The organism is Ralstonia sp. UNC404CL21Col (assembly GCF_000620465.1).
Lineage (GTDB): Bacteria > Pseudomonadota > Gammaproteobacteria > Burkholderiales > Burkholderiaceae > Ralstonia > Ralstonia flatus.
In genome coordinates this window covers 1,219,888-1,240,914 of sequence record NZ_JIBE01000004.1, presented here as the reverse complement: position 1 = coordinate 1,240,914, position 21,027 = coordinate 1,219,888, and the positions used below count along the sequence as shown (strand labels likewise).

At 65.1% G+C, this 21,027-nt stretch carries 19 protein-coding genes; 6 read left to right on the top strand and 13 right to left on the bottom strand.

From position 1 onward, the window contains the following. Positions 1-5 precede the first annotated feature (5 nt). The 5 genes from N511_RS0113580 to N511_RS0113560 form a co-directional block, all read right to left on the bottom strand. Positions 6-338, bottom strand: a complete 333-nt coding sequence (locus tag N511_RS0113580; protein WP_027679808.1) for a hypothetical protein — start codon at positions 336-338, stop codon at positions 6-8. A gap of 117 nt (positions 339-455) precedes the next feature. Then, positions 456-821: a response regulator gene (locus tag N511_RS0113575; protein WP_004631346.1), complete on the bottom strand. Its 366-nt coding sequence runs from the start codon at positions 819-821 to the stop codon at positions 456-458. 32 nt (positions 822-853) lie between these two features. Then, the gene (locus N511_RS0113570) at positions 854-1,387 is read right to left on the bottom strand and encodes a hypothetical protein (protein ID WP_027679807.1); all 534 of its coding nucleotides are present in this window, start codon (positions 1,385-1,387) and stop codon (positions 854-856) included. An 11-nt stretch (positions 1,388-1,398) separates the two neighbouring features. Further along, complete coding sequence (locus tag N511_RS0113565; RefSeq protein WP_027679806.1) at positions 1,399-2,115, bottom strand: methyl-accepting chemotaxis protein; 717 nt, start codon at positions 2,113-2,115, stop codon at positions 1,399-1,401. After that, positions 2,115-4,499 carry an ATP-binding protein gene (locus tag N511_RS0113560; RefSeq protein WP_027679805.1) on the bottom strand — a complete coding sequence of 795 codons (2,385 nt, stop codon included), beginning with the start codon at positions 4,497-4,499 and terminating at the stop codon, positions 2,115-2,117. Before N511_RS0113560 ends, N511_RS0113565 begins: the two co-directional genes overlap by 1 nt. Before the next feature lie 469 nt (positions 4,500-4,968). Between N511_RS0113560 and N511_RS0113555 the strand changes: the two genes are divergently transcribed. The 3 genes from N511_RS0113555 (at position 4,969) to N511_RS0113545 (ending at position 10,862) form a co-directional block, all read left to right on the top strand. Next, complete coding sequence (locus N511_RS0113555) at positions 4,969-5,361, top strand: DUF1801 domain-containing protein (protein WP_027679804.1); 393 nt, start codon at positions 4,969-4,971, stop codon at positions 5,359-5,361. A 77-nt stretch (positions 5,362-5,438) separates the two neighbouring features. Continuing rightward, positions 5,439-5,771: a DUF2322 family protein gene (locus N511_RS0113550; RefSeq protein ID WP_027679803.1), complete on the top strand. Its 333-nt coding sequence runs from the start codon at positions 5,439-5,441 to the stop codon at positions 5,769-5,771. Positions 5,772-5,927: 156 nt separating this feature from the next. Next, positions 5,928-10,862, top strand: a complete 4,935-nt coding sequence (locus N511_RS0113545; RefSeq protein WP_027679802.1) for an NAD-glutamate dehydrogenase — start codon at positions 5,928-5,930, stop codon at positions 10,860-10,862. Between the two features lie 36 nt (positions 10,863-10,898). Here the strand turns inward: N511_RS0113545 and N511_RS0113540 are convergent, their stop codons facing one another. Both N511_RS0113540 and N511_RS0113535 read right to left on the bottom strand, forming a co-directional pair. After that, positions 10,899-12,149: a phosphatidylserine decarboxylase family protein gene (locus N511_RS0113540; protein WP_027679801.1), complete on the bottom strand. Its 1,251-nt coding sequence runs from the start codon at positions 12,147-12,149 to the stop codon at positions 10,899-10,901. Positions 12,150-12,160: 11 nt separating this feature from the next. Continuing rightward, positions 12,161-12,736, bottom strand: coding sequence for a hypothetical protein (locus N511_RS0113535; protein ID WP_027679800.1), 576 nt, complete (start codon positions 12,734-12,736; stop codon positions 12,161-12,163). Positions 12,737-12,863: 127 nt separating this feature from the next. On the opposite strand from N511_RS0113535, the gene N511_RS0113530 reads away from it, so the two are divergent. Further along, positions 12,864-13,496, top strand: a complete 633-nt coding sequence (locus N511_RS0113530; RefSeq protein WP_027679799.1) for a UdgX family uracil-DNA binding protein — start codon at positions 12,864-12,866, stop codon at positions 13,494-13,496. Positions 13,497-13,557: 61 nt separating this feature from the next. Next, a complete protein-coding gene (locus tag N511_RS0113525; protein WP_027679798.1) occupies positions 13,558-13,938 on the top strand; it encodes a hypothetical protein in 381 nt (126 codons plus the stop codon). An 18-nt stretch (positions 13,939-13,956) separates the two neighbouring features. Here N511_RS0113525 and N511_RS0113520 read toward each other — a convergent pair whose 3' ends face one another. Next, entirely contained in the window at positions 13,957-14,979 is a 1,023-nt protein-coding gene (locus N511_RS0113520; protein WP_027679797.1) for an SDR family oxidoreductase, read from the bottom strand. 145 nt (positions 14,980-15,124) lie between these two features. Between N511_RS0113520 and N511_RS0113515 the strand changes: the two genes are divergently transcribed. Next, entirely contained in the window at positions 15,125-15,319 is a 195-nt protein-coding gene (locus N511_RS0113515) for a hypothetical protein (RefSeq protein ID WP_027679796.1), read from the top strand. Positions 15,320-15,424: 105 nt separating this feature from the next. On the opposite strand, the gene N511_RS0113510 is transcribed toward N511_RS0113515, so the two are convergent. From N511_RS0113510 to pgaB, 5 genes are all read right to left on the bottom strand, one after another. Further along, positions 15,425-15,709 (bottom strand): hypothetical protein, encoded by a 285-nt coding sequence (locus tag N511_RS0113510; RefSeq protein ID WP_231479617.1) that lies wholly within the window; start codon positions 15,707-15,709, stop codon positions 15,425-15,427. Positions 15,710-15,946: 237 nt separating this feature from the next. Continuing rightward, positions 15,947-16,252 carry a hypothetical protein gene (locus N511_RS0113505; protein WP_442965435.1) on the bottom strand — a complete coding sequence of 102 codons (306 nt, stop codon included), beginning with the start codon at positions 16,250-16,252 and terminating at the stop codon, positions 15,947-15,949. Between the two features lie 304 nt (positions 16,253-16,556). After that, the gene (locus tag N511_RS0113500; RefSeq protein WP_027679793.1) at positions 16,557-17,567 is read right to left on the bottom strand and encodes a PgaD family protein; all 1,011 of its coding nucleotides are present in this window, start codon (positions 17,565-17,567) and stop codon (positions 16,557-16,559) included. Beyond that, positions 17,564-18,850: a poly-beta-1,6-N-acetyl-D-glucosamine synthase gene (gene pgaC, locus N511_RS0113495; protein WP_037026670.1), complete on the bottom strand. Its 1,287-nt coding sequence runs from the start codon at positions 18,848-18,850 to the stop codon at positions 17,564-17,566. The genes N511_RS0113500 and pgaC overlap by 4 nt, the downstream gene beginning before the upstream one ends. A gap of 1 nt (position 18,851) precedes the next feature. Beyond that, positions 18,852-21,002: a poly-beta-1,6-N-acetyl-D-glucosamine N-deacetylase PgaB gene (pgaB, locus tag N511_RS0113490; protein ID WP_027679791.1), complete on the bottom strand. Its 2,151-nt coding sequence runs from the start codon at positions 21,000-21,002 to the stop codon at positions 18,852-18,854. Between the last annotated feature and the right edge of the window lie 25 nt (positions 21,003-21,027).

Here is a 21,027-nt window from a genome sequence, read left to right as displayed (position 1 = left end):
AATGCCTACCGGTCGCGCAGCGGCCCGGGCAGCGCCTTCAGGCCGATCCACAACACCACGATGACGACGTTGACCGGCACACTCAGCGCGCTCGGCACATAGAACAGCACCGACAGGCCCGGCGTCTTGAGCCCAAGCTCAAGCACGCCGCCCAGTGCGTAACACAGCAACCCGCACCACAGCCAGCGCCGCATATACGCCAGCAGCCAGTGCGCGTGCGCCTGGTTGAAACGCCATGCCGCCGACCGTTCGAACAGGTTGCCACGGCTGGCATCCTTGAACAGCCAGCCGAAGAAGAAGTAGCGATACAGCAGGGTGCGAAAGGCGAGCTCTTGCATGATGGCTCCCTCGGCCAAACGAGCTTCAGGCAAGCAAGTTTGGCTCCAAAATCGCTCGGGCGCCATGCCCTCTCGCACCGGGTCGACCATCGCGCACCCGGCTGTGCTGCCGGCGTTTCAGCTTGCCAGCTTCTTGAACGTTTCGAGCACGGCGTCGCCCTTGAACGGCTTGACGATCCAGCCCTTCACGCCTGCAGCCTTGCCGCGGTCTTTCATGGCAGGGCTGCTTTCGGTGGTGAGCATGATGACGTTGACGGTCTTGTTGCCCAGCTCGCCGCGCACCTTTTCGACCATGGTCAAACCGTCCATGTTGGGCATGTTCACGTCGCTGATGACGAGTTTGACGCCCGGGTTGGCCTTGATCTTCGCCAGACCGTCCTTGCCGTCCACCGCGGTGTCGACCGCCAGGCCGTGCTTCTTCAGAAAGCCCGCCACCTCGTCGCGCACGGTGCTCGAATCGTCGACAACCAGAATCTTGCTCATGACTATTCTTTCCTCGCTCTCACTCTTTCCAATCAAAACAATTCCAGCTCGCCACCGGATTCCACTTCGTCGCTGACATCGGCCACAAAGTCCAGCGGCGCATGCGCACACACGCACACCGTGGCATCCACGCGCACGGCGTCGTTGATGGTCACCGCATAAGCAGCCACGTAGCCGGGCTTGAGCACGTCCAGATACGGCAGGCAGCGCGCGCTCACCACATAAGGCGTGGACATGCCCAGGTCGGGAAACACCTGCAGCAGTTCCTGGTTCACGGCGCCACAGCAGAGGTTGCCGATTTCCAGGCGTGCCTCTTCAAAGGAACGCCCGACGCCGTCGCCCGTGAAGTACGCGCGCGTGGCCTCGGAGGCATCAAAGCGCAGCACCAGCAGCAGGCGGAAGGCGATGGACGAGATGGTGAGGATCAGGGCCTCGTCTCCGCTGAGCGTGTCGCCTTCTGCGGCGGTGTCGATATGACACGTGTCGCCCGCCTGCCGGACAAGCCGTGTACGTGCGGCCTTGCGGAAGATGCGATCGAAACTCTCTTGTGCGTTGCTGCGGATCACGTCGGGCCTGCCTAGTGAAGCTGGTGTTGAAACTGGCTGGCCAGCGCCTCGACGCTCGACAGCGACGCGGTGATCATCTTGCCGCCTGCCTGGATGTCCTGGAACGTGGCGGTGGTGGTCAGGTCGTTCAGGTGCAGGCTGTTGCGATAGCTTTTCGACAGCTCTTCCGAACGTGCGGCCAGCGCACGCACCTCGCTGGCCACCACGGCAAAACCGCGCCCCGCCGTCCCCGCACGCGCCGCCTCGATGGACGCGTTGAGCGAGACGATCACCACATGCCGCACGATGGACTGCAGCTCCTGGTTTTTCGCGTGCATGTCGTGGTTCTGCTCCATGAGCGAGATCATCTGCTCGTGCCAGCGTTCGAACGTCAACGCCAGGCCGCGCAGGCGCGCCGCTTCTTCGGCAATCTGCCGGGCGCGGCCCGCCCATTGTTCCTTGGCTGCCGTGGCCGACTGCAATTCGGTACGCAGTTGCTCGATGACGTCCAGTTGATCGGCAGCAGCATTGCGCATCTGGGCCACGGTGGTTTCCAGTGCGGCAACTTCGCGCATGCCCGTATCCACCAGTGCAGCGTGTTTCGCCAGATCAGTCGACAGATCGGCGATGCGGTGATCGGCATCGCTCAAGGCGCGCGTCATCGCATTCACTTTCCGCTGACGGATCAGCCACACCAGCACGCCGGCCACCACGCCGCCAGCGATGAAACCCAGAACAATCATCCCCATCACGATGCTTCCTTGTCGAGATCCATGCGTACCGCGGGCGGTGCGCTCAGCGTCGCGTTCACGCTGTCGACCGCAAAACGTTCAGGCAGGCACACGACCGTCTGGAACTGGCGGAATGCGGCGCCCTTGCGGTCGTCGGTAAAGCGCAGTTCGATACGGCCCTGCTCGCGCTGGAGAAACGCCTGCACGGCATCCATGCCGACGCCGCGCCCGGACACCTCCGTCACCTTGTCGGCGGTCGAGAAGCCGGGGCGGAAGATGTACTGCGCGATGTCTTCGTCGCTGGCGTGTTGGTCTGCACCAATCCAGCCGCGCTCCACGGCGATGCTGCGGATGCGGTCGAGCGCGAGGCCGCGGCCGTCGTCGCACAGCGTGATCTGCAGCATGCCCTGGTCCACACCGACTTCGATGTCGATCGTGCCGGCAGCCGGCTTGCCGTGCGCGATGCGCTCGTCGGCGGGTTCGATGCCGTGGTCGATCGAGTTGCGCAGCAGGTGCGTGAACACGTTTTGCAGGATGCTGCGGGCCTCCGTGCGCACGCGGTAGCCGTTGTCGTCGATGCGCACCGCCACGGACTCCTTGCCCAGCTCCTGTGCCAGCGACGGCAGCGATTGCAGCGCGCCGGACAACAGCGCATCTACCGTCTCGCTGCACAGCAGGCGCAGCTGTTGATGGACGGAATCGCGCATCGCCACAAGCTCGTGCAGGTTGGCCGGGTTGGCCGATTCCAGCAGGCGCAGGCTTTCCTGGATGCGCGTCGTCACGTCCGGCGCTGCCTGCATGGCCTGGCCTGGCGACCCGTCGCCCTTGCGGCCCAGCTTCACCTCGTTGAGGCGGGCGTAGTTTTCGATGGCTTCGCGCACGCGTGCCAGTTCTTCCATCAGCCAGTCCTGGTCCCACGTGCGTTCGCCGTCAGGTTCACGCAGCGCGTGGTAGGTCTGCTCGGTCTCGTGCACCACGTTGGTCAGGTGCTGAAGGTTGTACGTGCGTGCATTGCCCTTGATGGTGTGCATGTTGCGGAACAGTGCCGCAATGGCCGCGCTGTCCGCCTGCGAATACTGGCGGATGATCCGTTCGTTCTCGTGCACGAAGGTGGTGGAGCTGTCGATGAAGTGCTGGAACTTCTCCTGGCTCACCGCCAGGATTTCGCCAATCATCTCCAGGTTGCGGCGCTGCTCGCTGGCTTCGGCCGCCAGCTTGCGCAGCTCCGTCACATCGCGCACGCACAGCATCAGGCGCAGGATGGTGTCGCTCTCATCGGTGATGGCCGACCACGACAGGTCGAGCGTCTTCGTTCGCCCGTCCGGCATGCGCTTTTCCACTTCGCTCACCAACAGATGCTGATTGAACGCGAAGTTGATGATGTCCTGCCCGAGGCACGCATCGACCGCCGCCTCCACCTGCGACAGCGTATCGGCGCCCAGGCTGGTATCGGCAAAGATCAGCTCCATCAGCCGGCGGCCGGCGATTGCCTGCGTCTCAAAGATCGATTCGAGGTAGACCGAATACTCCTCGTGCACCACACCGCCCTCGACCACGGTCAGGATGCCCTGCTGCATGTTCTGCAGCATCGCCTGGATGTCGGCCGTCTTCTGCTTGAGCAGCGCGGCGTTCTCCTGGATCTTCTCGATCATCTGGTTGAACGCGACGACCGAATGGCCGATCTCGTCCATGCGGCCCACCGGCACGCGGCGCGTGAAGTCCTGGCTGGCGGCAATCTCGCTCATCTCGGCCTGCATGCGCGTCAGCGGCCGGGTGATCTGCCGATACAGCAGCATGCCGATGGCGGTGAGCAGCACAACGGCCACGCCGCTCACCACGCCGATGGTGGTGGCGGTGCTCGCAAGCTTGCCGTTCAGGCCGGCAATGGCTTCGTCCTTCTCTCGGTTCTTCTCGATGCGCAGCGTCTCGACAATCTTCTCGAGCACGTCGCGGTAGCTGGCCACGTTGGCAAACAGGAAGGCCTGCGCCAGTTCATCCTTGCCCGCAAGCTTCATGTCGGTGGTCTGCTGGATCGCCTCGACGTAGCTGTCGACGCTTTCCTTGGCCTGCGCAACCAGGCCTTCCTGCGCGTGGCTGTTGGCGCGCTTGGCCTGCACGTCCAACGCTGCGCGCAGGGCGGCTTCTTTCGCCTTGAGATCGTCCTTGGCCTGCGCGACGATGTTGGCGTCAGGCGCATACACCAACACCATCGTCGCCAGCTGCACGTCCTTGACGAGCGAGACAAGGTCCGCCGACGCCAGCGCGCTCGGCACCACGCCTTCCGTCACCTGGCGCACCTCAGCCGCGCTGCCGCGGGTCTGGTAGACCGCGTATCCGCCGATGGCCGCCAGCGCGACAAACATCAGCACCACGAGCAATGTAATGCGATGACGAATGGTCATTTGAAATTCTCTCGATTCACCCCCCTGAAAGAAGGGGGTCATTCAATATGCTTGCCTAAACATCGGAGGCGCAATTATTAAAGTCGAAAGATGAACATTCGATGACCGCCATCCGGCTCGTCGGGGCATTGCGACATGGCATGGATGCAAGCGGACATGACGCTTCACGCCCGCATGGGGCCTGGATTTGCGGCAAAAGAGCAGCGCACGCCCTCTTAGCACCCTACTCAAGTGGGGAATTTAGAAAGCGCGCTAAAGTTATTTGGCGGCTCGCCGTTTACTTGCCGCCGCTTTATTTCCGTTTTAATTTCCGCCGGTACTTTTTTACCGCGATTTCAAATACGGCAAAAAGGCATTTCTAAGTTTCCATTCAACGGCCGGCGCGGTTCCCCTCACGTCAGTGCCGGCTGGCTGCCGGCCTGTGTTCCTGCCAGAATGGTCTGCTGGGTCAACCTGGAGGCAGACATCCGTGAAGAAAAGCACGCAGGACACCGCACCCGCGTCCGAGCTGATCGACGCACGCATTGCAGAGCTGAACGACTGGCGCGGCGACATGCTCGCCCGCCTGCGCGCCGTCATCCGCGCGGCCGATCCCGACGTGGTGGAGGAATGGAAATGGAGCGTGCCCGTGTGGTCGCACCATGGCCTGATCTGCACCGGCGAGGCTTACAAGCAGACCGTCAAGATGACATTTGCCAAAGGCGCCTCCGTGCCCGACCCAGCGGGCCTGTTCAATTCGAGCCTGGACGGCAACACGCGCCGCGCCATCGATTTCCGCGAGGGCGACAAGGTGAACGAGAAAGCGTTGAAGGCGCTCATCCGGGCGGCCATCGCCGTGAACAAGGCTGGCGCCAAGCGTTGAAGCACAGGCAAGCTCGCGCGCGTCGGGCCGGAGCCGTTAACATACGGCCCGCCTGATCAACCAACGGAGCAACCGCAGTGATTCAACCGACCCACGTATTCAAGGACAACCTCGCCCAACTGCCGGCCATTGACGGCATCGAGCGCATCGATCTGGTCGACGGCCAGGGCGCCGTGGTCGCCGACATCGAAAACAAGCCGGGCAAGCAGGGTTCGGTGGCGGTGTACCACTACCTGCAGCAGACGTTCGGCCAGCTCGATATCAAGGCCGCCGAGCACGGCCTGGCCGTGTTTGCCGAGCACACCATCGACGCACGCAACCGCCCTGGCGCCCACCCGAATGTGGACCGCCTGCTGGCCATCGCGGCGGGTGAGCCGGCCCTGCGCATCAACGTCGTAAAGGCTGGATGACGCATCGCTGATGCACGCGGCAAGTAGCGAGTGAACCACCTCTTCTCTCGCTGCACTGCACACAGCGGCATCTGAAAAGCCGTGCGCCGCGCACGCTGATTGCCAGCCATGGGCACGCGGCGTAGCATGAGGCAGCCCTTCTTCGGGAGCCGCCTCATGCCTGCCCAGCACGAAGACAAGGTCCGCCAGCACATGGCGGATGCAGTGGCCCTGGCGCGCGAACGTGCGCCCGATATTGCCGACCTGTTCGAGCCGTTCCTGCGGCATTACTACGGCCTGGCAGACCCCGAAGACGTCATCTCGCGCAGCGTTGCCGACCTCTACGGCGCTGCGATGGCGCACTGGCAGCTCGGTCAGAAATTCGTGTCCGGGCAACCCCGCGTACGGGTCTACAACCCAAGCCTCGAACAGCACGGCTGGTACTGCGGTCACACGGTCGTTGAAATCGTCAACGACGATATGCCGTTCCTGTTCGACTCCGTGACCATGGAGATCAACCGGCAGGGGCTGGCACTGCATTCCGCCTTCCACCCGGTCTACCGCGTACAGCGCGATGCCGCAGGCATGCGCGTGGCGGTATCGGCCGGTGGCGGTGTCCAGCGCCCGGCGGCCCTTGCGGGCGACATGCCCGATACACCCGCCGACGCGGATACGGAAACCCACGGCGCTGCCCGCTTCGAATCGACCATCCACATCGAGGTCGACCGTTTTTCCGAACCCGAACGCCTGCAGGCGTTGCACGACGGCCTGATGCGTGTGCTGGGCGACGTGCGTGCCGCGGTGGAAGACTGGAAGCCCATGCAGGCCGCCGCCCACGCCGCCATCGAGGCGCTGGCCGTTCGCGCCGCCCAGCCCTCCGCCGGTGACGTGGAACGCGCCGAGATTGCGGAAACGCAGGCCTTCCTTACCTGGATGCTCGAGCGGCATTTCACCTTCCTTGGCTATCGTGACTACGAACTGATCACGCAAGACGATGGCCATTACCTGCGCGGCATACCGGGCACGGGCCTGGGGGTGCTGCGAGAAGCGCTGCGCGACACGTCCACGCCGGACACGACGCGCCTGGCACCGGGCGCGGCCAAGTTTATCGACGCGCCCGAGCCCATCTTCCTCACCAAAGCCAATTCGCGGGCGACTGTGCACCGGCCCGGGTATCTCGACTACATCGGCATCAAACTGTTCGACGCCGAAGGCCGCGTCTGCGGGCAACGGCGCTTTCTGGGGATGTACACGTCGAACGTCTACATGGTGCCGGCCGAAGACATTCCGCTGGTGCGTCGCAAGGTGGCCGACGTCATTCGGCGCACAGGCTTTCTTCCCGACGGGCACCTGGCCAAGACGCTGGTGACGATCCTGGAGCAATATCCGCGCGACGAGCTGTTCCAGATGGACGCCGAAGCGCTGCACGACATCGCCCTGGGCATCCTGCGATTGCAGGAGCGGCAGCGCACGCGCCTGTTCGTACGCCGGGACCCGTTTGACCGCTTCGTGTCCTGCCTGGTATTCGTGCCGCGCGAGAAGTTCAACACCGACCTGCGCGTGCGTATCCAGAGCCTGCTGCAGGCGGCGTATCACGGCACCGCCGTGGAGTTCACGCCGCAGTTGTCGGAGTCGATGCTGGCGCGCATCCACATCACGGTGCGCACGCAACCCGGCAACGTGCCCGACGTTGACGTGGCCGAGCTGGAAGACCGCATCGTGCAGGCGGCGCGGCGCTGGCAAGACGACCTGGCCGACGCGCTGCTCGAACGTGGCGGCGAAGAGCGCGGCAACCGCCTGCTGCGCCGCTACGCCAGCGCGTTTCCCGCCGGTTTCCGCGAGGACTACGCCGCCCGCCTTGCCGTGCGCGACATCGAACTGATGGAGCCGCTGCTCGGCGCCAACGCCGCGGACAACGTACTGACCATGCAGCTCTACCGGCCGCTCGAAGCGCCGCCCGGTGCACTGCGTTTCAAGATCTACCGCGCCGGGCAGCCGACATCGCTGTCGCACAGCCTGCCGATGCTCGAGCACCTCGGCGTGCGCGTCAACGAAGAGCGCCCCTACTGCATCGAACCCGCCGACGCCGCCCCGATCTGGATGCACGACTTCGGCATGGAGACCATCGACGGCAGCGAAGTCGATCTCGACGAAGCCCGCGCACGTTTTGAAGACGCCTTTGCGCGTATCTGGAGCGGCGAGCTGGAGAACGACGATCTCAACCGCCTCGTGCTGCAGGCCGGTCTGACCTGGCGCGAAGTGCGCATCCTGCGTGCGTATGCGCGCTACATCCGCCAGATCGGTTCGACCTTCAGCAACGCGTATATGGAGAGCGCACTGAACGGCAATCCGTCGATTGCGCGTGCGCTGGTGCGGCTGTTCCTGATGCGCTTCGACCCCGCGCTGGCCGAGGCCGAGCGCTCGCGTGCGGCGCAAACGCTGCGCAAGCAGATCGACGAGGCCCTCGAAGACGTACCCAACCTCGATGAAGACCGCATCCTGCGGCAGTTCCTGGGCGTGCTGGAAGCCACGCTGCGCACGAACTACTTCCAGAGCCTGCCGGACACAGGGCGTGGACAAGAACAGGGACAGCCCAAGCCGTATCTGTCGTTCAAGTTCGACCCGTCGCGCGTGCCGGGCCTGCCCGAGCCCAAGCCGATGTTCGAAATCTGGGTGTACTCGCCGCGCGTGGAAGGCGTGCACCTGCGCGGCGGCAAGGTCGCGCGGGGCGGGCTGCGCTGGTCTGACCGGCGTGAGGATTTCCGTACCGAGGTGCTGGGCCTGGTCAAAGCGCAGATGGTCAAGAACACGGTCATCGTGCCCGTCGGTTCCAAGGGCGGCTTTGTCGTCAAACAGCCGCCACCGGCCAGCGACCGCGATGCGTATCTGGCCGAGGGCGTGGCGTGCTACCAAACCTTCCTGCGCGGGCTGCTCGACCTGACCGACAACTACGTCGACGGCCGCGTCGTGCCGCCGCGCGATGTCGTGCGGTACGACGAAGACGACCCTTACCTTGTCGTCGCCGCCGACAAAGGCACGGCCACATTCTCCGATTACGCCAACGCCATCTCGGCCGAATACGGCTTCTGGCTGGGCGATGCATTCGCCTCGGGCGGCTCGGTGGGCTACGACCACAAGAAGATGGCCATCACCGCGCGCGGCGCATGGGAATCGGTCAAGCGGCACTTCAGCGAGATGGGCGTCGATACGCAGACGCAGGACTTCACCGTCGTGGGCGTGGGCGACATGTCGGGCGATGTGTTCGGCAACGGCATGCTGCTCTCGCGCCATGTCCGCCTGCTGGCGGCGTTCGACCATCGCCACATCTTTCTCGATCCGTCGCCCGACGCGGCCACCAGCTTTGCGGAGCGCGAGCGGCTGTTCAACCTGCCGCGCTCAAGCTGGGCCGATTACGACCGGGCGCTGATCAGCCCAGGCGGCGGCATCTTCCCGCGCACGGTCAAGTCGATCACGCTTACGCCCGAGGTGCGCGCCATGCTGGACGTAACGGCGACCGAGATGGCGCCCAACGACCTGCTGCACGCGATCCTCAAGGCACCCGCCGATCTGCTCTACAACGGCGGGATCGGCACCTACATCAAGGCCAGCACCGAAACGCATGCCCAGGTGGGCGACCGCGCCAACGATGGCCTGCGCGTGAACGGCGCCGAGCTGCGCTGCAAGGTCGTGGCCGAGGGCGGCAACCTGGGCTGCACGCAACTCGGCCGCATCGAATACGCGCAGCATGGCGGGCGCATCAATACCGATGCCATCGACAACTCGGCCGGGGTGGATTGCTCCGACCACGAAGTCAACATCAAGATCCTGCTGGGCCTGGTGGTGGCCGACGGTGAGATGACGCTCAAGCAGCGCAACACGCTGCTGGCCGAGATGACCGACGAGGTGGGCGAACTGGTGCTGCGCGACAACTACTTCCAGACGCAGGCGCTGTCACTTGCGCGCACGCGCACGGCGTTGTGGCTCGACCCGGAAGCGCGGCTGATGCGGCATCTGGAGCGCAGCGGTCGGCTGAACCGCGCGATCGAATTCTTGCCTGCCGATGAAGAGATCGACGTCCGCCGAGCCAGCGGCGGCGGCCTGACCACGCCCGAACGCGCGGTGCTGATGGCCTACAGCAAGATGTGGCTGTACGACGTGCTGCTGGGCAGCGACCTGCCCGATCAACCTTTCGTGGCCGATGGCTTGCCGGCGTACTTTCCACGGCCGCTGCACACGCGTTGCGCTACGTCGATCCCCCGCCACACGCTGCGGCGCGAGATTCTGGCGACGATGCACGCCAACGCGCTCGTCAACCGCGCCGGCGTGACGTTCGTGCACCGGATGGCCGAAGAAACCGGCGCCGAACCGCTCGCCGTGGTGTGGGCCAGCCTCGTGGCCCGTGCCGTCTATCGGCTCGATGCGCTGTGGGAAGACGTCGATGCCCTGGACGCGAAGGTGCCGCACGAAACGCAAACAGCCCTGTTCACCTCGTTGGCGCAACTGCATGAGCGCGCCACGCTGTGGTTCCTGCGGCGCCGGGTGGCGGATGTGCCGGCCGCGGTGGAACATTTCCGGGCCGCGGTGGATGCGCTCGCCCCCGAAATCGACACGCTGCAAACCGAGGAATCTGCGCTGGCCGCCGCGCAACAGCGGCATAGCTTCAGCGAAGCCGGTGTGCCTGACACGCTGGCGCGTGTGGTGACCGGCGTGCCGGCGCGCGTGTCGTTGCTCGACATTGCCGAAGTGGCTGCTGCTGGCGGCTGTGATGCGCGGCTCGCCGCGCGCGTCTACTTTGCGCTCGACCAGCCGCTCGGTTACGGGTGGCTGCAAGGCGGCATCCTGGGCTTGCCGACGCAAACGCATTGGCAGATGCTGGCGCGTGCCACGTTGCTCGAAGAGCTGGGGCAGCTGCGGCGCCGTCTCACGCAATCGGTGCTGCAAGGCGCAGCCCCCGGCGCGAGCGCGGACACCCTGATCGACGCGTGGCGAACGACGCGTCAGGAGGCGCTGGCACGCTACAACCGTGTGATTGCCGATCAGGTTGCAGCGGGCTCGGCCGACCTGGCGATGCTCTCCGTCGGGCTCAAGGCATTGGCCGAGGTCGATGCCTGATAGGGCCACTCCCGGACGCTGCGGACGCTGCTGGCGCTACCGGGCACGCGCCAGCGCGGCATTGACGCGCACGGGCGGCGTGTCGTGTGAAAACGGCGGCTGCACGAAGAATGTATCCATCACGCCGGGTTCGAAGAACAGGCAGTACGTCGACCCGCCGTACTGGAAGAAGCCCAGCTCCTCGCCCTTGCAGACATGCTGGCCGGGCGTGACGCCCATCATGCACGACGACACCTCCGCCATGCCGATAAAGACGCAGCCCACGGTACCGATCGCCGGGTCGTCGCACGCGATGGTGATGATCGCGCGCGCGGCCACGGCGGCGCTGTAGCCTTGCGAATCGTTCAGCCCTTCCGGGTCGGTGCCTTCCGATTCCACACAGGAGTAGTACGTACCCTCCACGTAATAGGTGTCGACGAGGGTGCCCGCAACGGGCGCATGCCAGCGGTGGTAGTTGTAAGCGCTCAGGAACGCCTGGTACACGCTGCCGCCGGCAAACCGCTCTGCCAGATGCGCCTTGCTGGACCCGAAGATGTCACGCAATGAATACGGCTGTGCCTTGATCCAGAAGGCGTCTTCATAGCGTGCGTCATGGCTGATGTTGTAGGGTGCGGCCTCGCACGCGCTGACGATGATCTTGTTGTCGTCTTCGCCTGAGACCGGCCGCATGCCGGCACGAAAGCGGCGCGTGAAGAAGTCGTTCCACGAGGTAAAGCCCCAATACGGCAGGGATGGATCGCACAGAAACTGATCCATGCCGACGCGGCGCGTCGCTTCGGCGCTGAACCAGCCGTCCGGCTCGTTGGTGTTCAGGTAGGCCCGCGAATGCGGGCCGCTGAGAAAGACGCTCCAGCCATTGAGCACCGCCTTCAACGCATCGTTGATGCGCCGATCACGGAACAGCGCGTAGCCGGAAGGCATGCACATCGGCCAGTCGAGCAGCGCGTTGAGCGGACAGATCACCAGCGTCTTTTCGCTGAAGCGCGGTGCGCACGTGACGATGTGGTCGATGGCGAGCAGCAGTTCCGTGCTGTCCTTGTAGCCAAGTTCGTATCCCCTGTCCCGCGCTTCGTCGATGGCGCGTGCAAGGTGCATGCGCAATACGGGCTCGCTATCGATCAGGTTGGCGAGCACGCGCACAGCCGCCACCAAGGGCGTCTTCGACGGGCGTGACAGCGCTTGCGCGACCAGTTCGGTGCGAAATGCGGCCAACTGCGCTTCGCCTTCGGGCAGCCAGTTGCCCAGCCGGCGGCGCCGGTCCAGCGGAACATTCGATGCAGCTTCCAAAAATTTTCTCCTTAAACGCGCCGCTGCCCGGCAACCAGAGGCGGAGCGCGCCGTTGCCGCAGGCAACGCACCAGCTCCTCCGCATACGGCAGCAGCTCCAGCACCACGAAAACCAGCAAGACGGTCGCGACATAGCCCCACGGCAGCGGCGGATCTTTCCAGCGCAGCGAAAAATCGGGCGACGCAGACCCCATACCGAACAGGCCGAGCACCTCGTCCCAGTGCAGCAGCGCGACAACGGACAACGCCATCAGCGGGATCATCTCCAGGAAGCTGTGCACGTGCTGCTCGAATGGCTTCACGGTGCGATGGGCCACGGCAAAGCTGACGTCCCACATGGCGGTCGCCTGATGCACGACATAGGCGACGGCCATCGCCGCGAGCACCAGCGCGTTGATCCGCAGGAACAACGCTGCAAGCACCGGCACGCCCATTTCGGCAAGCATCAGCAGGTGCAGCATCGACTCCTTGGCGCCGGAGGTTCTTTCAATGCGCGTGGCGCGATGGCAGCACCAGTCGGCCACCCCGGCCGCCACCCATAGCGGAATCAGGAAGTACATCAGGTACGACTCAAATGGCTCATGCATGGGCCGGCTCCAGCAAAGATTGCGCGACATGTCTGGCAGGCCGACTGCCCACGCAACCGGCGTTCCAGCGGCAGTGGCACGAGTGGTGGCATCGACGTTGCTGCAGCTTGCGCAGCCGGATCTGCCCATGAAAAAGCCGCCCGCCTCCCCTCCTCCCGAAGAAGACGACACCGACCCGACCCAGCAGCCGGCGTCGCTCGACGCGTGCCGGCGGTGCGACCTCTGGCGCCACGCCACGCAAGCCGTACCCGGTGAAGGCAAGCGACGGGCGCGCATCATGCTCGTCGGCGAGCAGCCGGGCGACGGCGAAGACCTGGCGGGCAAACCGTTTGTGGGCCCCGCCGGCAAGCTGCTCGACCGCGCACTGGAAGACGCCGGCATCCCGCGCGACGACGTCTTCATCACCAACGCGGTCAAGCACTTCAAATGGGAGTTGCGCGGCAAGCGGCGCCTGCACAAGACGCCGGGCCAGCGGGAGGTGCAGGCCTGCATGTACTGGCTCGAGCGCGAACTGCAGCAGGAAGCGCCGGCCGTGGTCGTCGCGCTGGGTGCGACCGCGTTGAAGGCGCTGCTCGACGATGCACATGCGCGCCTGCAAGACCACTTCAACAAGCCCGTCCGCCATGACGGCCGTATGGTGCTCGCGACATGGCATCCGTCTTACGCACTCCGCGCCCCGGACCCCGCCGCACGGGAACACGCCTATCTCGACATCGTGACCGCACTCAAACACGCACGGCGGCTTGCCGCAGGCAAATAGCAGCACGGGCGCGTGAGTTGCGTCGGTGGAACCGACATTGACACTTCACGAGAGGACGACGATGAATCGCACTACCTATCCGGCACGTGCGCTGTGCGCGGCGGCAGCCATGTTCGTATCACTCGCCAGCGGCGCGGTGTTCGCCCAAGCCACGGGCGGCCAATCCGCCAGCAGCGACAACGCACCCGCAGCCCGCCCAGACAGCACCACCGCCACCGGCACCACGAGCCGGACCGACAGCCCCACGGGCCGCGATGCCACGCGCAACCGCACCCGCAACGACAGCGCCAACCCTTCCGGCGAATACGTACCGCGCACGGGTTCCACGTCGCATCAGGACAAGAACGGCAACGTGGTCAAGGACCAATCCACCGGCGGCAGCCCGCAGGGGCGCGAGCGTCCGCCGGCCAGCCCGCCCAACATTCCGGCAACGCACCCTTGACCGTCGGCGGGCAAGCGCTCAGGGCTGGCCGCTGCCGCCGGAGGCGCCGTAGACCTGACCGGTCACATAGCTGGACTCGCTGCTGGCCAGCTGCACATAGACGGTGGCGATTTCCGCCGGCTGGCCCGGGCGGCCCATGGGCGTTTTCGCGCCGAACTCCTTGAGGTTGGCCTCCGTCTGTCCGCCGCTCACTTGCAGGGGCGTCCAGAAGGGGCCCGGCGCCACGGCGTTGACGCGAATGCCGCGCTTGGCCATCTGCTTGGCCAGCCCCTTTGTAAAGTTGGCGATCGCGGCCTTGGTGCACGCATAGTCGAGCAGGTTTTCCGAAGGATCGTATGCGTTGACCGACGCCGTATTGATGATGGCCGCGCCGGCCGGCATGTGCGGGATTGCCGCTTTGGTGATCCAGAACAGCGCGTAGACGTTCGTCTTGAGCGTCCAGTCGAATGCATCCGTCGTGATGTCGAGGATGGAATCGTGGCTCTGCTGCCGCCCCGCGTTGTTGACGAGGATGTCCAAGCCGCCCAGTGCGCTGACCGCCTTGTCGACCAGCGACTTGCAGAACGCTTCGTCGCGGATGTCGCCCGGCAACGCCACGGCCTTGCGCCCCGCCGCGCGAATCAGCTCCACCACTTCGCGTGCGTCTTCCTCTTCCTGCGGCAGATAGTTGATGGCCACGTCCGCCCCCTCGCGCGCAAAAGCGATGGCCGCCGCGCGGCCGATGCCCGAATCGCCGCCCGTGATGAGCGCCCGTCGCCCCGTAAGGCGCCCATTGCCCCGGTAGCTGCGTTCTCCGTGATCGGGCCGCGGCGTCATGCGCGCAGCCAGCCCCGGCCACGGCTGCGACTGCACCGGAAACGGGGGATGGGGGTACAGCGGGCGCGGGTCCTGCACGCCGCTCTTCGCGGATGCAGCGCCGGCTGCGGCGGCGGGTTGCGATTGGGATTGCGCCAGTGCCGGCGTTGTCACCGCCGCTGCAAGTGCTGCGGTCGCGCCTTGCATGACCTTGCGGCGCGCCTTGAAGAAATCGTCGTCTGCCACGAGCGGCTCCTTGATCGGGGAGCAGGCCGAACACCGGCCCGCCTGAACGCTGCATCAAGCAAGGGCGATTCCCGTTCGCGAAGGGTTTGAGAGCGGCACGATTTCTGCGCCCGCGTCCTCACACACCCGCCAGACAGGAGGCCACGTGAACAATGAAAACCCCATCCCCGGCACGCCGCCCGCACCGGCCGCGCCCGGTGACGAAGCAGCACCTGGCGCGCCCGGCAGCGGCGAAGCCGTCTGCCCAGAGTGCAACGGAACGGGCCAGCGCGACGACGGCAGCCCATGCCCGTCGTGCGAGGGCAGCGGCAAGATCATTCAGGGGATTGGCGGAGGCTGACGGCTGGCCGGATCGCAGGCGGCGCCAGAAAATCCGCATCAGAATGACGCCCGACGCGCCGGCGTTGCCGTATTCGCGCTCGGGCGTCCGGTTGGTCACGCTGTATCAGCGATGTTCCATGTCTTCATGGACTTCATGTGCGCGCTCGCGTGCCTCGTGTTCGCGGTGCCGCAGGGCTTCACGGTCACGCTTGATGTCGCGGTGCTCGGCACGGAGTTCTCGGTGCTCCTCGCGGCGCTCCATGTGTCGCTCGCGTTCCATGCGTTCCGCACGTTCGTGGTCGTGATCGCGGTCGTGATCTTCGGGATGCGGCGGCGGCATGGGCTGCGCAAGCGCAACGGTACCGGTCAGCGCAAACAGCGCCGCAAGCAGGGTGTGTTTCTTCTTCATGGGGTGGCTCCTCTTGAGTTGTCGTGCATGCCTACCCGCTGACGCGGATGCGTCGAAGCGCGGATGGGCATCTGCAATTCAGCAAGAAGCCGTCCCCTGGGCGCGCGCAAGGGCGCATACGCCGCGCCTGCGCCACGAGCAGTGTGTTTCTGTTTGTATCGATCGCGCTCACGCCACGCGGACGCCCGGACTCACGCCCAGGCAGCGACCGCGTGCACTGCGATGAGGAAGGATCGTCTAGTGGGACACGGCCACCGCGCGGCGGCCGCCGTTGCGAACGTGTCCGGATGCCTTGAGCAGAACGTAACCCTGGAGGGTCACCCGGGCATAGCAGTGATCTGGGCCACGGCGCTCCAGCGTCACGAGCTGTCGTTCGATGAGCGCTTCGACATCGGCGCGGTCGAGGTCGTCGGATTCGGCACCGTCGTTGACGAGAAGCAGGACGGCAAATTCATGGGGACTCAGCACAGTCGGCTCCAGCTTGTCTGTGGGCCACGGCACGCAATCCGTGACGGGGGTGGGCTTGGTTTTTACTGACACCATGAGCACTGCAAGAGCCGCCGAGAACACCGGGAGAGAGCAACTGGGCTTGCAGGAGAAGCCAGCATAGGCACCCGCGCAGCGGCATTCAAGAGGGCAATGGAGCGTTTCTTCCGTCGGCATCGCCCGCCCCATCGCCAAGGCCCCCGCGCCAACCGTTTGCCGTGCGGTACAGCGCACGGGCGGCAACGATTGCGCATTGCAGAAAAGTCCGCCCTCGTCCGTTTGCGCTAAGTCAATTGCGCAAAAGAAGGCGCCCCGGTGACTCGCGTCACCGGGGCGCCTGGGACTGCGCTCGAAGTCGACCTTACGCGTCGTTGGCGACGATGTTGGCGCGGCGGCCGAAGCCGTGCAGCGGGTCGATTTTCTCGACGCGTTGCAGTCGCGCGTACGGGTCCTCCACTTGTGCATGCGCACCAAATGCATGCAACGTGCGGTGGTGTTCCGTCGCCCGGTCCGCCGCCTGCACTGCAGCACGGCCATGCACGACGGCCGTCACGCTGCCATAGTGGCGGGCCATGCCAGGGCGCATCGCATACGTCTGCGCGCCCGATGATTCACTTGCAGTCGGCTCGACCCAATCGCTGCGGCCCAGACGGCCGCGATAGCCGAAGCGATGGAAGCCCGCTGCATCCGCCGTGATCGCATCCACGGCCTTCGCGATGTCACGCGGCGGCTGGGCAGGTGCGTCCGAACCTGCCAGCGACGGCTCTTCGCGATCGAGGTTCTCGAGCACGATCGCCTCGCCGACCGGGCGGGAGCCGAGCACCGGCTCTTCCGGGTCGTATTCCGGGCTGCGGGTGAACGGCGTGGGCGGCGTGGCGGTGCCGGCCGGTGCCGGGCGGCCTGCCCATTCCTGCCACGAGCGCACGTGCGTGATGTCGCCATCATCGTCGTGGTCGACCACCAGCAGGCGCGTGTTGCGCGGACGTTGCCACGCAGGCTGCCGCGCATGCGGCGTCCCACGCGAGGCGCGCGCCGAGGCACCACCGGAGACTGGCCGCGCTACCGGCGCACGCGCGATCTTGCGGCGGATCGCACGGTCCATGCGCGACAGGATCATCCACACTACGAGCACGCCGCCCATGCCCGCGATGATGTTGCCGTACATGCGCAGTTGCTCGAACGGCAGGCCGCTCGGGCCCACGCTGCTGATGGAGTAGCCCACATACAGGCCCAGCAAGCCCCAGATCGAGATCACGAGCACTGGGCGGAAGATGCGGAACCACAGTACGTGGTGCAAGGTACCGACGACACCCTTGTCCGAGAACGACTGTCGGATCGAGTTTCGCGAAACATCAATGACGAGCATGGTCATGGCGAATTCCCCTGTTGTTGTTGGATGCCCCGGTCAGGGCTGGTCCAGCGGGCACGGGCACGCGTACGCTGGAAGGCGACGGCCGGAAAGCCGACCACCGTGGTGACGAGGTTCAGGATCCAGAACGCAACCGGATACCAGACCGTGTCGATGAAGTAGCGCAGGATGTTGTCGTCGTAGCGGCGGTCGATGAAGCAGCCGATCAACAACTGCAGCACGCACGTGATGAACAGCAGCGTGCCGTGCCACCGTGGCAGCGCTTCCATGCGCCACTCGGGGGGCAAGTCGACGAAGAAGCTGACCATCGACCACGTGATGACGATGAGCATGTTGTACGCCCACACGACCGAGAGGGCGTACTCGAAGAAGATCGGCCACATCATCGACTGCCGCAGGCTCGCCATCGCCGGCGCGTATTTGATCAGCGCCTGAATGCCGCCCTTGGCCCAGCGCAGGCGCTGCTTGTACAGGCCGCGGAAGGTCTCGGGCATCAGGATCCACGACAGCGCGCGCGGCTCGTAGCGGATCATCCAGCCGCCCACCTGCAGCTTCCAGCTGATGTCGATGTCCTCGGTGAGCATGTCGTTGCTCCAGTAGCCGACATCCTCGATGGCGTGCTTGCGGAACATCACGACCACGCCCGACACCGTCAGCAGCCGCCCATAAATCTGTTGCGTCCGCTTGATGAGCCCCACGATCGACGAGAACTCGCCCACCTGCATGCGCCCCAGCAACGTCGAACGCGTGCGGATGCGCGGGTTGCCGGTCACCGCACCGATGGTCGGGTTCTCCATCAGGTGGCGGATCATCCAGGCAATCGCATCCACGTCGAGAATCGAATCGCCGTCGATGCACATCAGGTACTCGGCATCGGTCACCTGTGCAGCGGTGGTGAGGCCGATCGCCTTGCCCTGGTTGGACGACTGGTGAATCACCACCAGCTGGGGATACTCCGCAGCCAGTTCGTTCAGCCGCTCGCCGGTGCGGTCGGAGCTGCCGTCATTCACGGCGATGATGTCGTAGTTCGGATACCGCATGCGCGCGAGGTGGCTGATCACCTCCCGCACGTTCGCCTCTTCGTTGTAGCAAGGGACGATGATCGACACCTTGGGGTAGCTCTTCACCCCTAGCAGTGCCAGCGGGTGCCGCACGTGCTCCGTTCCCCGTTCGAGCAGGAAGTAGTGCAGCAGCCCGCCGATCATCCAGAAATACGACATGAAGAACGGGTAGTAGAAGACGAAGTCGGAGATCCAGCGCTTGGCCAGAAGGAAGTCCACTTCCATATCAGCCTCCCGCCTTAGTGTTGGACGACGTCGCGGCTTCGGTGGTCGCGGGTTTCCTGTCCACGCCGGCATTCGGCGGCTGGCTCTGCGGCAGCGACGAGCTGTTGAGCTTTTCAACGCTGCCCTTGTCGCCGCCCACCGGCTTGCGCGTCTCGATATAGGTCTTGAGCGACATCACCTCGCGCAGCACCTCGGTATCGGGCCGACCGGCAATGAAGTCATCGGGGTAGTAGCCGTAGTTGAGCGCACCGGCCGAGCGCAGCGCGCGCATCTGGTCACGCAGTTCGGTCGACGGGATCGGCTTGTCGTGGTTGCGCCAGTCCACTGCCTGCAGCTCGAAGATCGTCTTCTTCAGGCCGTCCTTGTGCTTGGCCACGGCGGCCGTCAGCTTCTTCATCCAGTCCTTCGGATCCTTGGCTTCTTCCATGTACGGCATGGCTTCAAGCGCCACGTAGTCGTACGCCTCCAGGAAGTCGTCATAGTTCTGCGCCGTCCACGTTTCAGCCTTTGGATCGAGCACCGGGCCTGCAAAGATGTTGCGCGCGGTCAGCATGTCGCGGCCGTTCTGATAGCCCTGCGCCACCGAGATCAGCTCTTTCGAGAACGAGATCAGCGCAGCCGTCTTGGCCCGCGACCACTTCTGCATCAACTCGGGCGACTGGCGAATCTGGTTGATGTCACCGGGCAGGCCCATGGCCTCGTAGGCCTTGAGCGCAGCCGGGCTGGCATCTTCGTAGTCGTCGAGCACGCCGTCGTCGTGGAACAGGATGCCGTCGATGGTCGCGTTCTTGGCCAGGTCTTCATAGATGTCGCGGATCATCTGGCGCGCCTGCGGATCGAACGGCGACAGCCGCGGCGGCTTGACCGTTCCCGGCTTCTGCGGCGCACCGGCCACCGACTGCACCAGGTGCGTGGCCGCCGGATTGTTGGCCGGCAGCTTGTACGACAGCATCGGCAGCCAGGCGTACACCTCCACCTTCGCCCGCGTCTTCAACTGCCACGACACGCGCGAGAACAGGTCCGCGCGCATCGGCATGTGGCGGTTCGGGAAGTACACCGCGTCCACGGCGCCGTTGCCCTTCGGGTCTGCAAAGGCCTGCAGGTAGACCACGCGCGGTGCGAGGTCCTTGATGCGGTCGATCAACTTGCCGAGGTTGGCCTCCTGCTGCTTCGGGTCCGGGTCGTAGATGTAGTCCATGTCGACATGCACCACGCGCTGCACGGGGTTGATCATCCCGTGGTGCGTCACGGGCTCGCGCAGCGAGCGCTCGAGATCGCCCGTGTTGGTGTCGTAGCCCATCAGGCTGCGGCGGATGGCGGTGAGCGGCACATCCGGCGTGTTCGGCCCCGGCTCGAGCGTGAGCATGTACTTGAGGCCCACGTTGGCGGCCTCCTGGTCAGCCATCAGGTTGTGGGCACCATACGGCCACACCACCGTCTGCACCTTGGTGCCGACGTTTTTCTGGATGATGTCGACGCTGCGCTGCAGGTCGGCCCGCACGCGCTTGCGATACTCGTCGTCGGTCTCGTAGCGGCCGAGCTTGGGCAGATACTCATGCGTGGTCGCAGTCGGCATTTCGTTGCCCTGGGGGTTGCCGAGCGCACCGTGATGCATGTCGTGCGTGTGCGTGGCGAACTCGACCAGGCCCGAAGCCTGCATCTCGCGGATCTGGTTCCAGTTCATGAAGAAATCGCGGTCGACGATCTGCGTGTTCGACAGCTTGATCTTTGCCCCCGGCGGCGCATTGGTCCATTCCGTCACCAGGCCGAACACGGCCGGGAAGCGGAACTGCTTGAGCAGCGGGAAAACTTTCGTGTAATGGCTCTCGTAGCCATCGTCGAACGTCAGCAGGATCGGGCGCTTGGGCAGCGGCTTGCCGCCACGGCGCGCCTCGTCGATCTGCGCGAGCGTGACGGGGTGATAGCCGTTGGCCTGGATCCAGCTGAACATGTTCGTCAGCATCTTGGTGTCGACGGCAAACCCGTCAGGCAGCGTCTCGAAGCTGGCGCGCAGGTTGTCGCGGATGTCGTGGAAGCACAGCACGCGGAAGGTCTTGCCGTCGTCCGGATCGGGCTTGGGCAGGAAGTCCACCTGGACGGCGCCGGCGGGGCGAACGGCGGCCACGATGGCCAGCGCCACGGTCAATGCCATCCAGGCGATGAATCGTCGCAATGAC

What these genes read in the sequence shown, in the direction of transcription:
- N511_RS0113560 (WP_027679805.1), bottom strand. Translation starts at nt 4,499, where the DNA reads ATGACCATTCGTCATCGCATTACATTGCTCGTGGTGCTGATGTTTGTC.
- N511_RS0113575 (WP_004631346.1), bottom strand. Translation starts at nt 821, where the DNA reads ATGAGCAAGATTCTGGTTGTCGACGATTCGAGCACCGTGCGCGACGAG.
- pgaC (WP_037026670.1), bottom strand. Translation starts at nt 18,850, where the DNA reads ATGGAAGTGGACTTCCTTCTGGCCAAGCGCTGGATCTCCGACTTCGTC.
- N511_RS0113580 (WP_027679808.1), bottom strand. Translation starts at nt 338, where the DNA reads ATGCAAGAGCTCGCCTTTCGCACCCTGCTGTATCGCTACTTCTTCTTC.
- N511_RS0113500 (WP_027679793.1), bottom strand. Translation starts at nt 17,567, where the DNA reads ATGACCATGCTCGTCATTGATGTTTCGCGAAACTCGATCCGACAGTCG.
- N511_RS0113565 (WP_027679806.1), bottom strand. Translation starts at nt 2,115, where the DNA reads ATGGGGATGATTGTTCTGGGTTTCATCGCTGGCGGCGTGGTGGCCGGC.
- N511_RS0113535 (WP_027679800.1), bottom strand. Translation starts at nt 12,736, where the DNA reads ATGCATGAGCCATTTGAGTCGTACCTGATGTACTTCCTGATTCCGCTA.
- N511_RS0113530 (WP_027679799.1), top strand. Translation starts at nt 12,864, where the DNA reads ATGAAAAAGCCGCCCGCCTCCCCTCCTCCCGAAGAAGACGACACCGAC.
- N511_RS0113545 (WP_027679802.1), top strand. Translation starts at nt 5,928, where the DNA reads ATGCCTGCCCAGCACGAAGACAAGGTCCGCCAGCACATGGCGGATGCA.
- N511_RS0113525 (WP_027679798.1), top strand. Translation starts at nt 13,558, where the DNA reads ATGAATCGCACTACCTATCCGGCACGTGCGCTGTGCGCGGCGGCAGCC.
- N511_RS0113505 (WP_442965435.1), bottom strand. Translation starts at nt 16,252, where the DNA reads ATGGTGTCAGTAAAAACCAAGCCCACCCCCGTCACGGATTGCGTGCCG.
- pgaB (WP_027679791.1), bottom strand. Translation starts at nt 21,002, where the DNA reads ATGGCATTGACCGTGGCGCTGGCCATCGTGGCCGCCGTTCGCCCCGCC.
- N511_RS0113510 (WP_231479617.1), bottom strand. Translation starts at nt 15,709, where the DNA reads ATGAAGAAGAAACACACCCTGCTTGCGGCGCTGTTTGCGCTGACCGGT.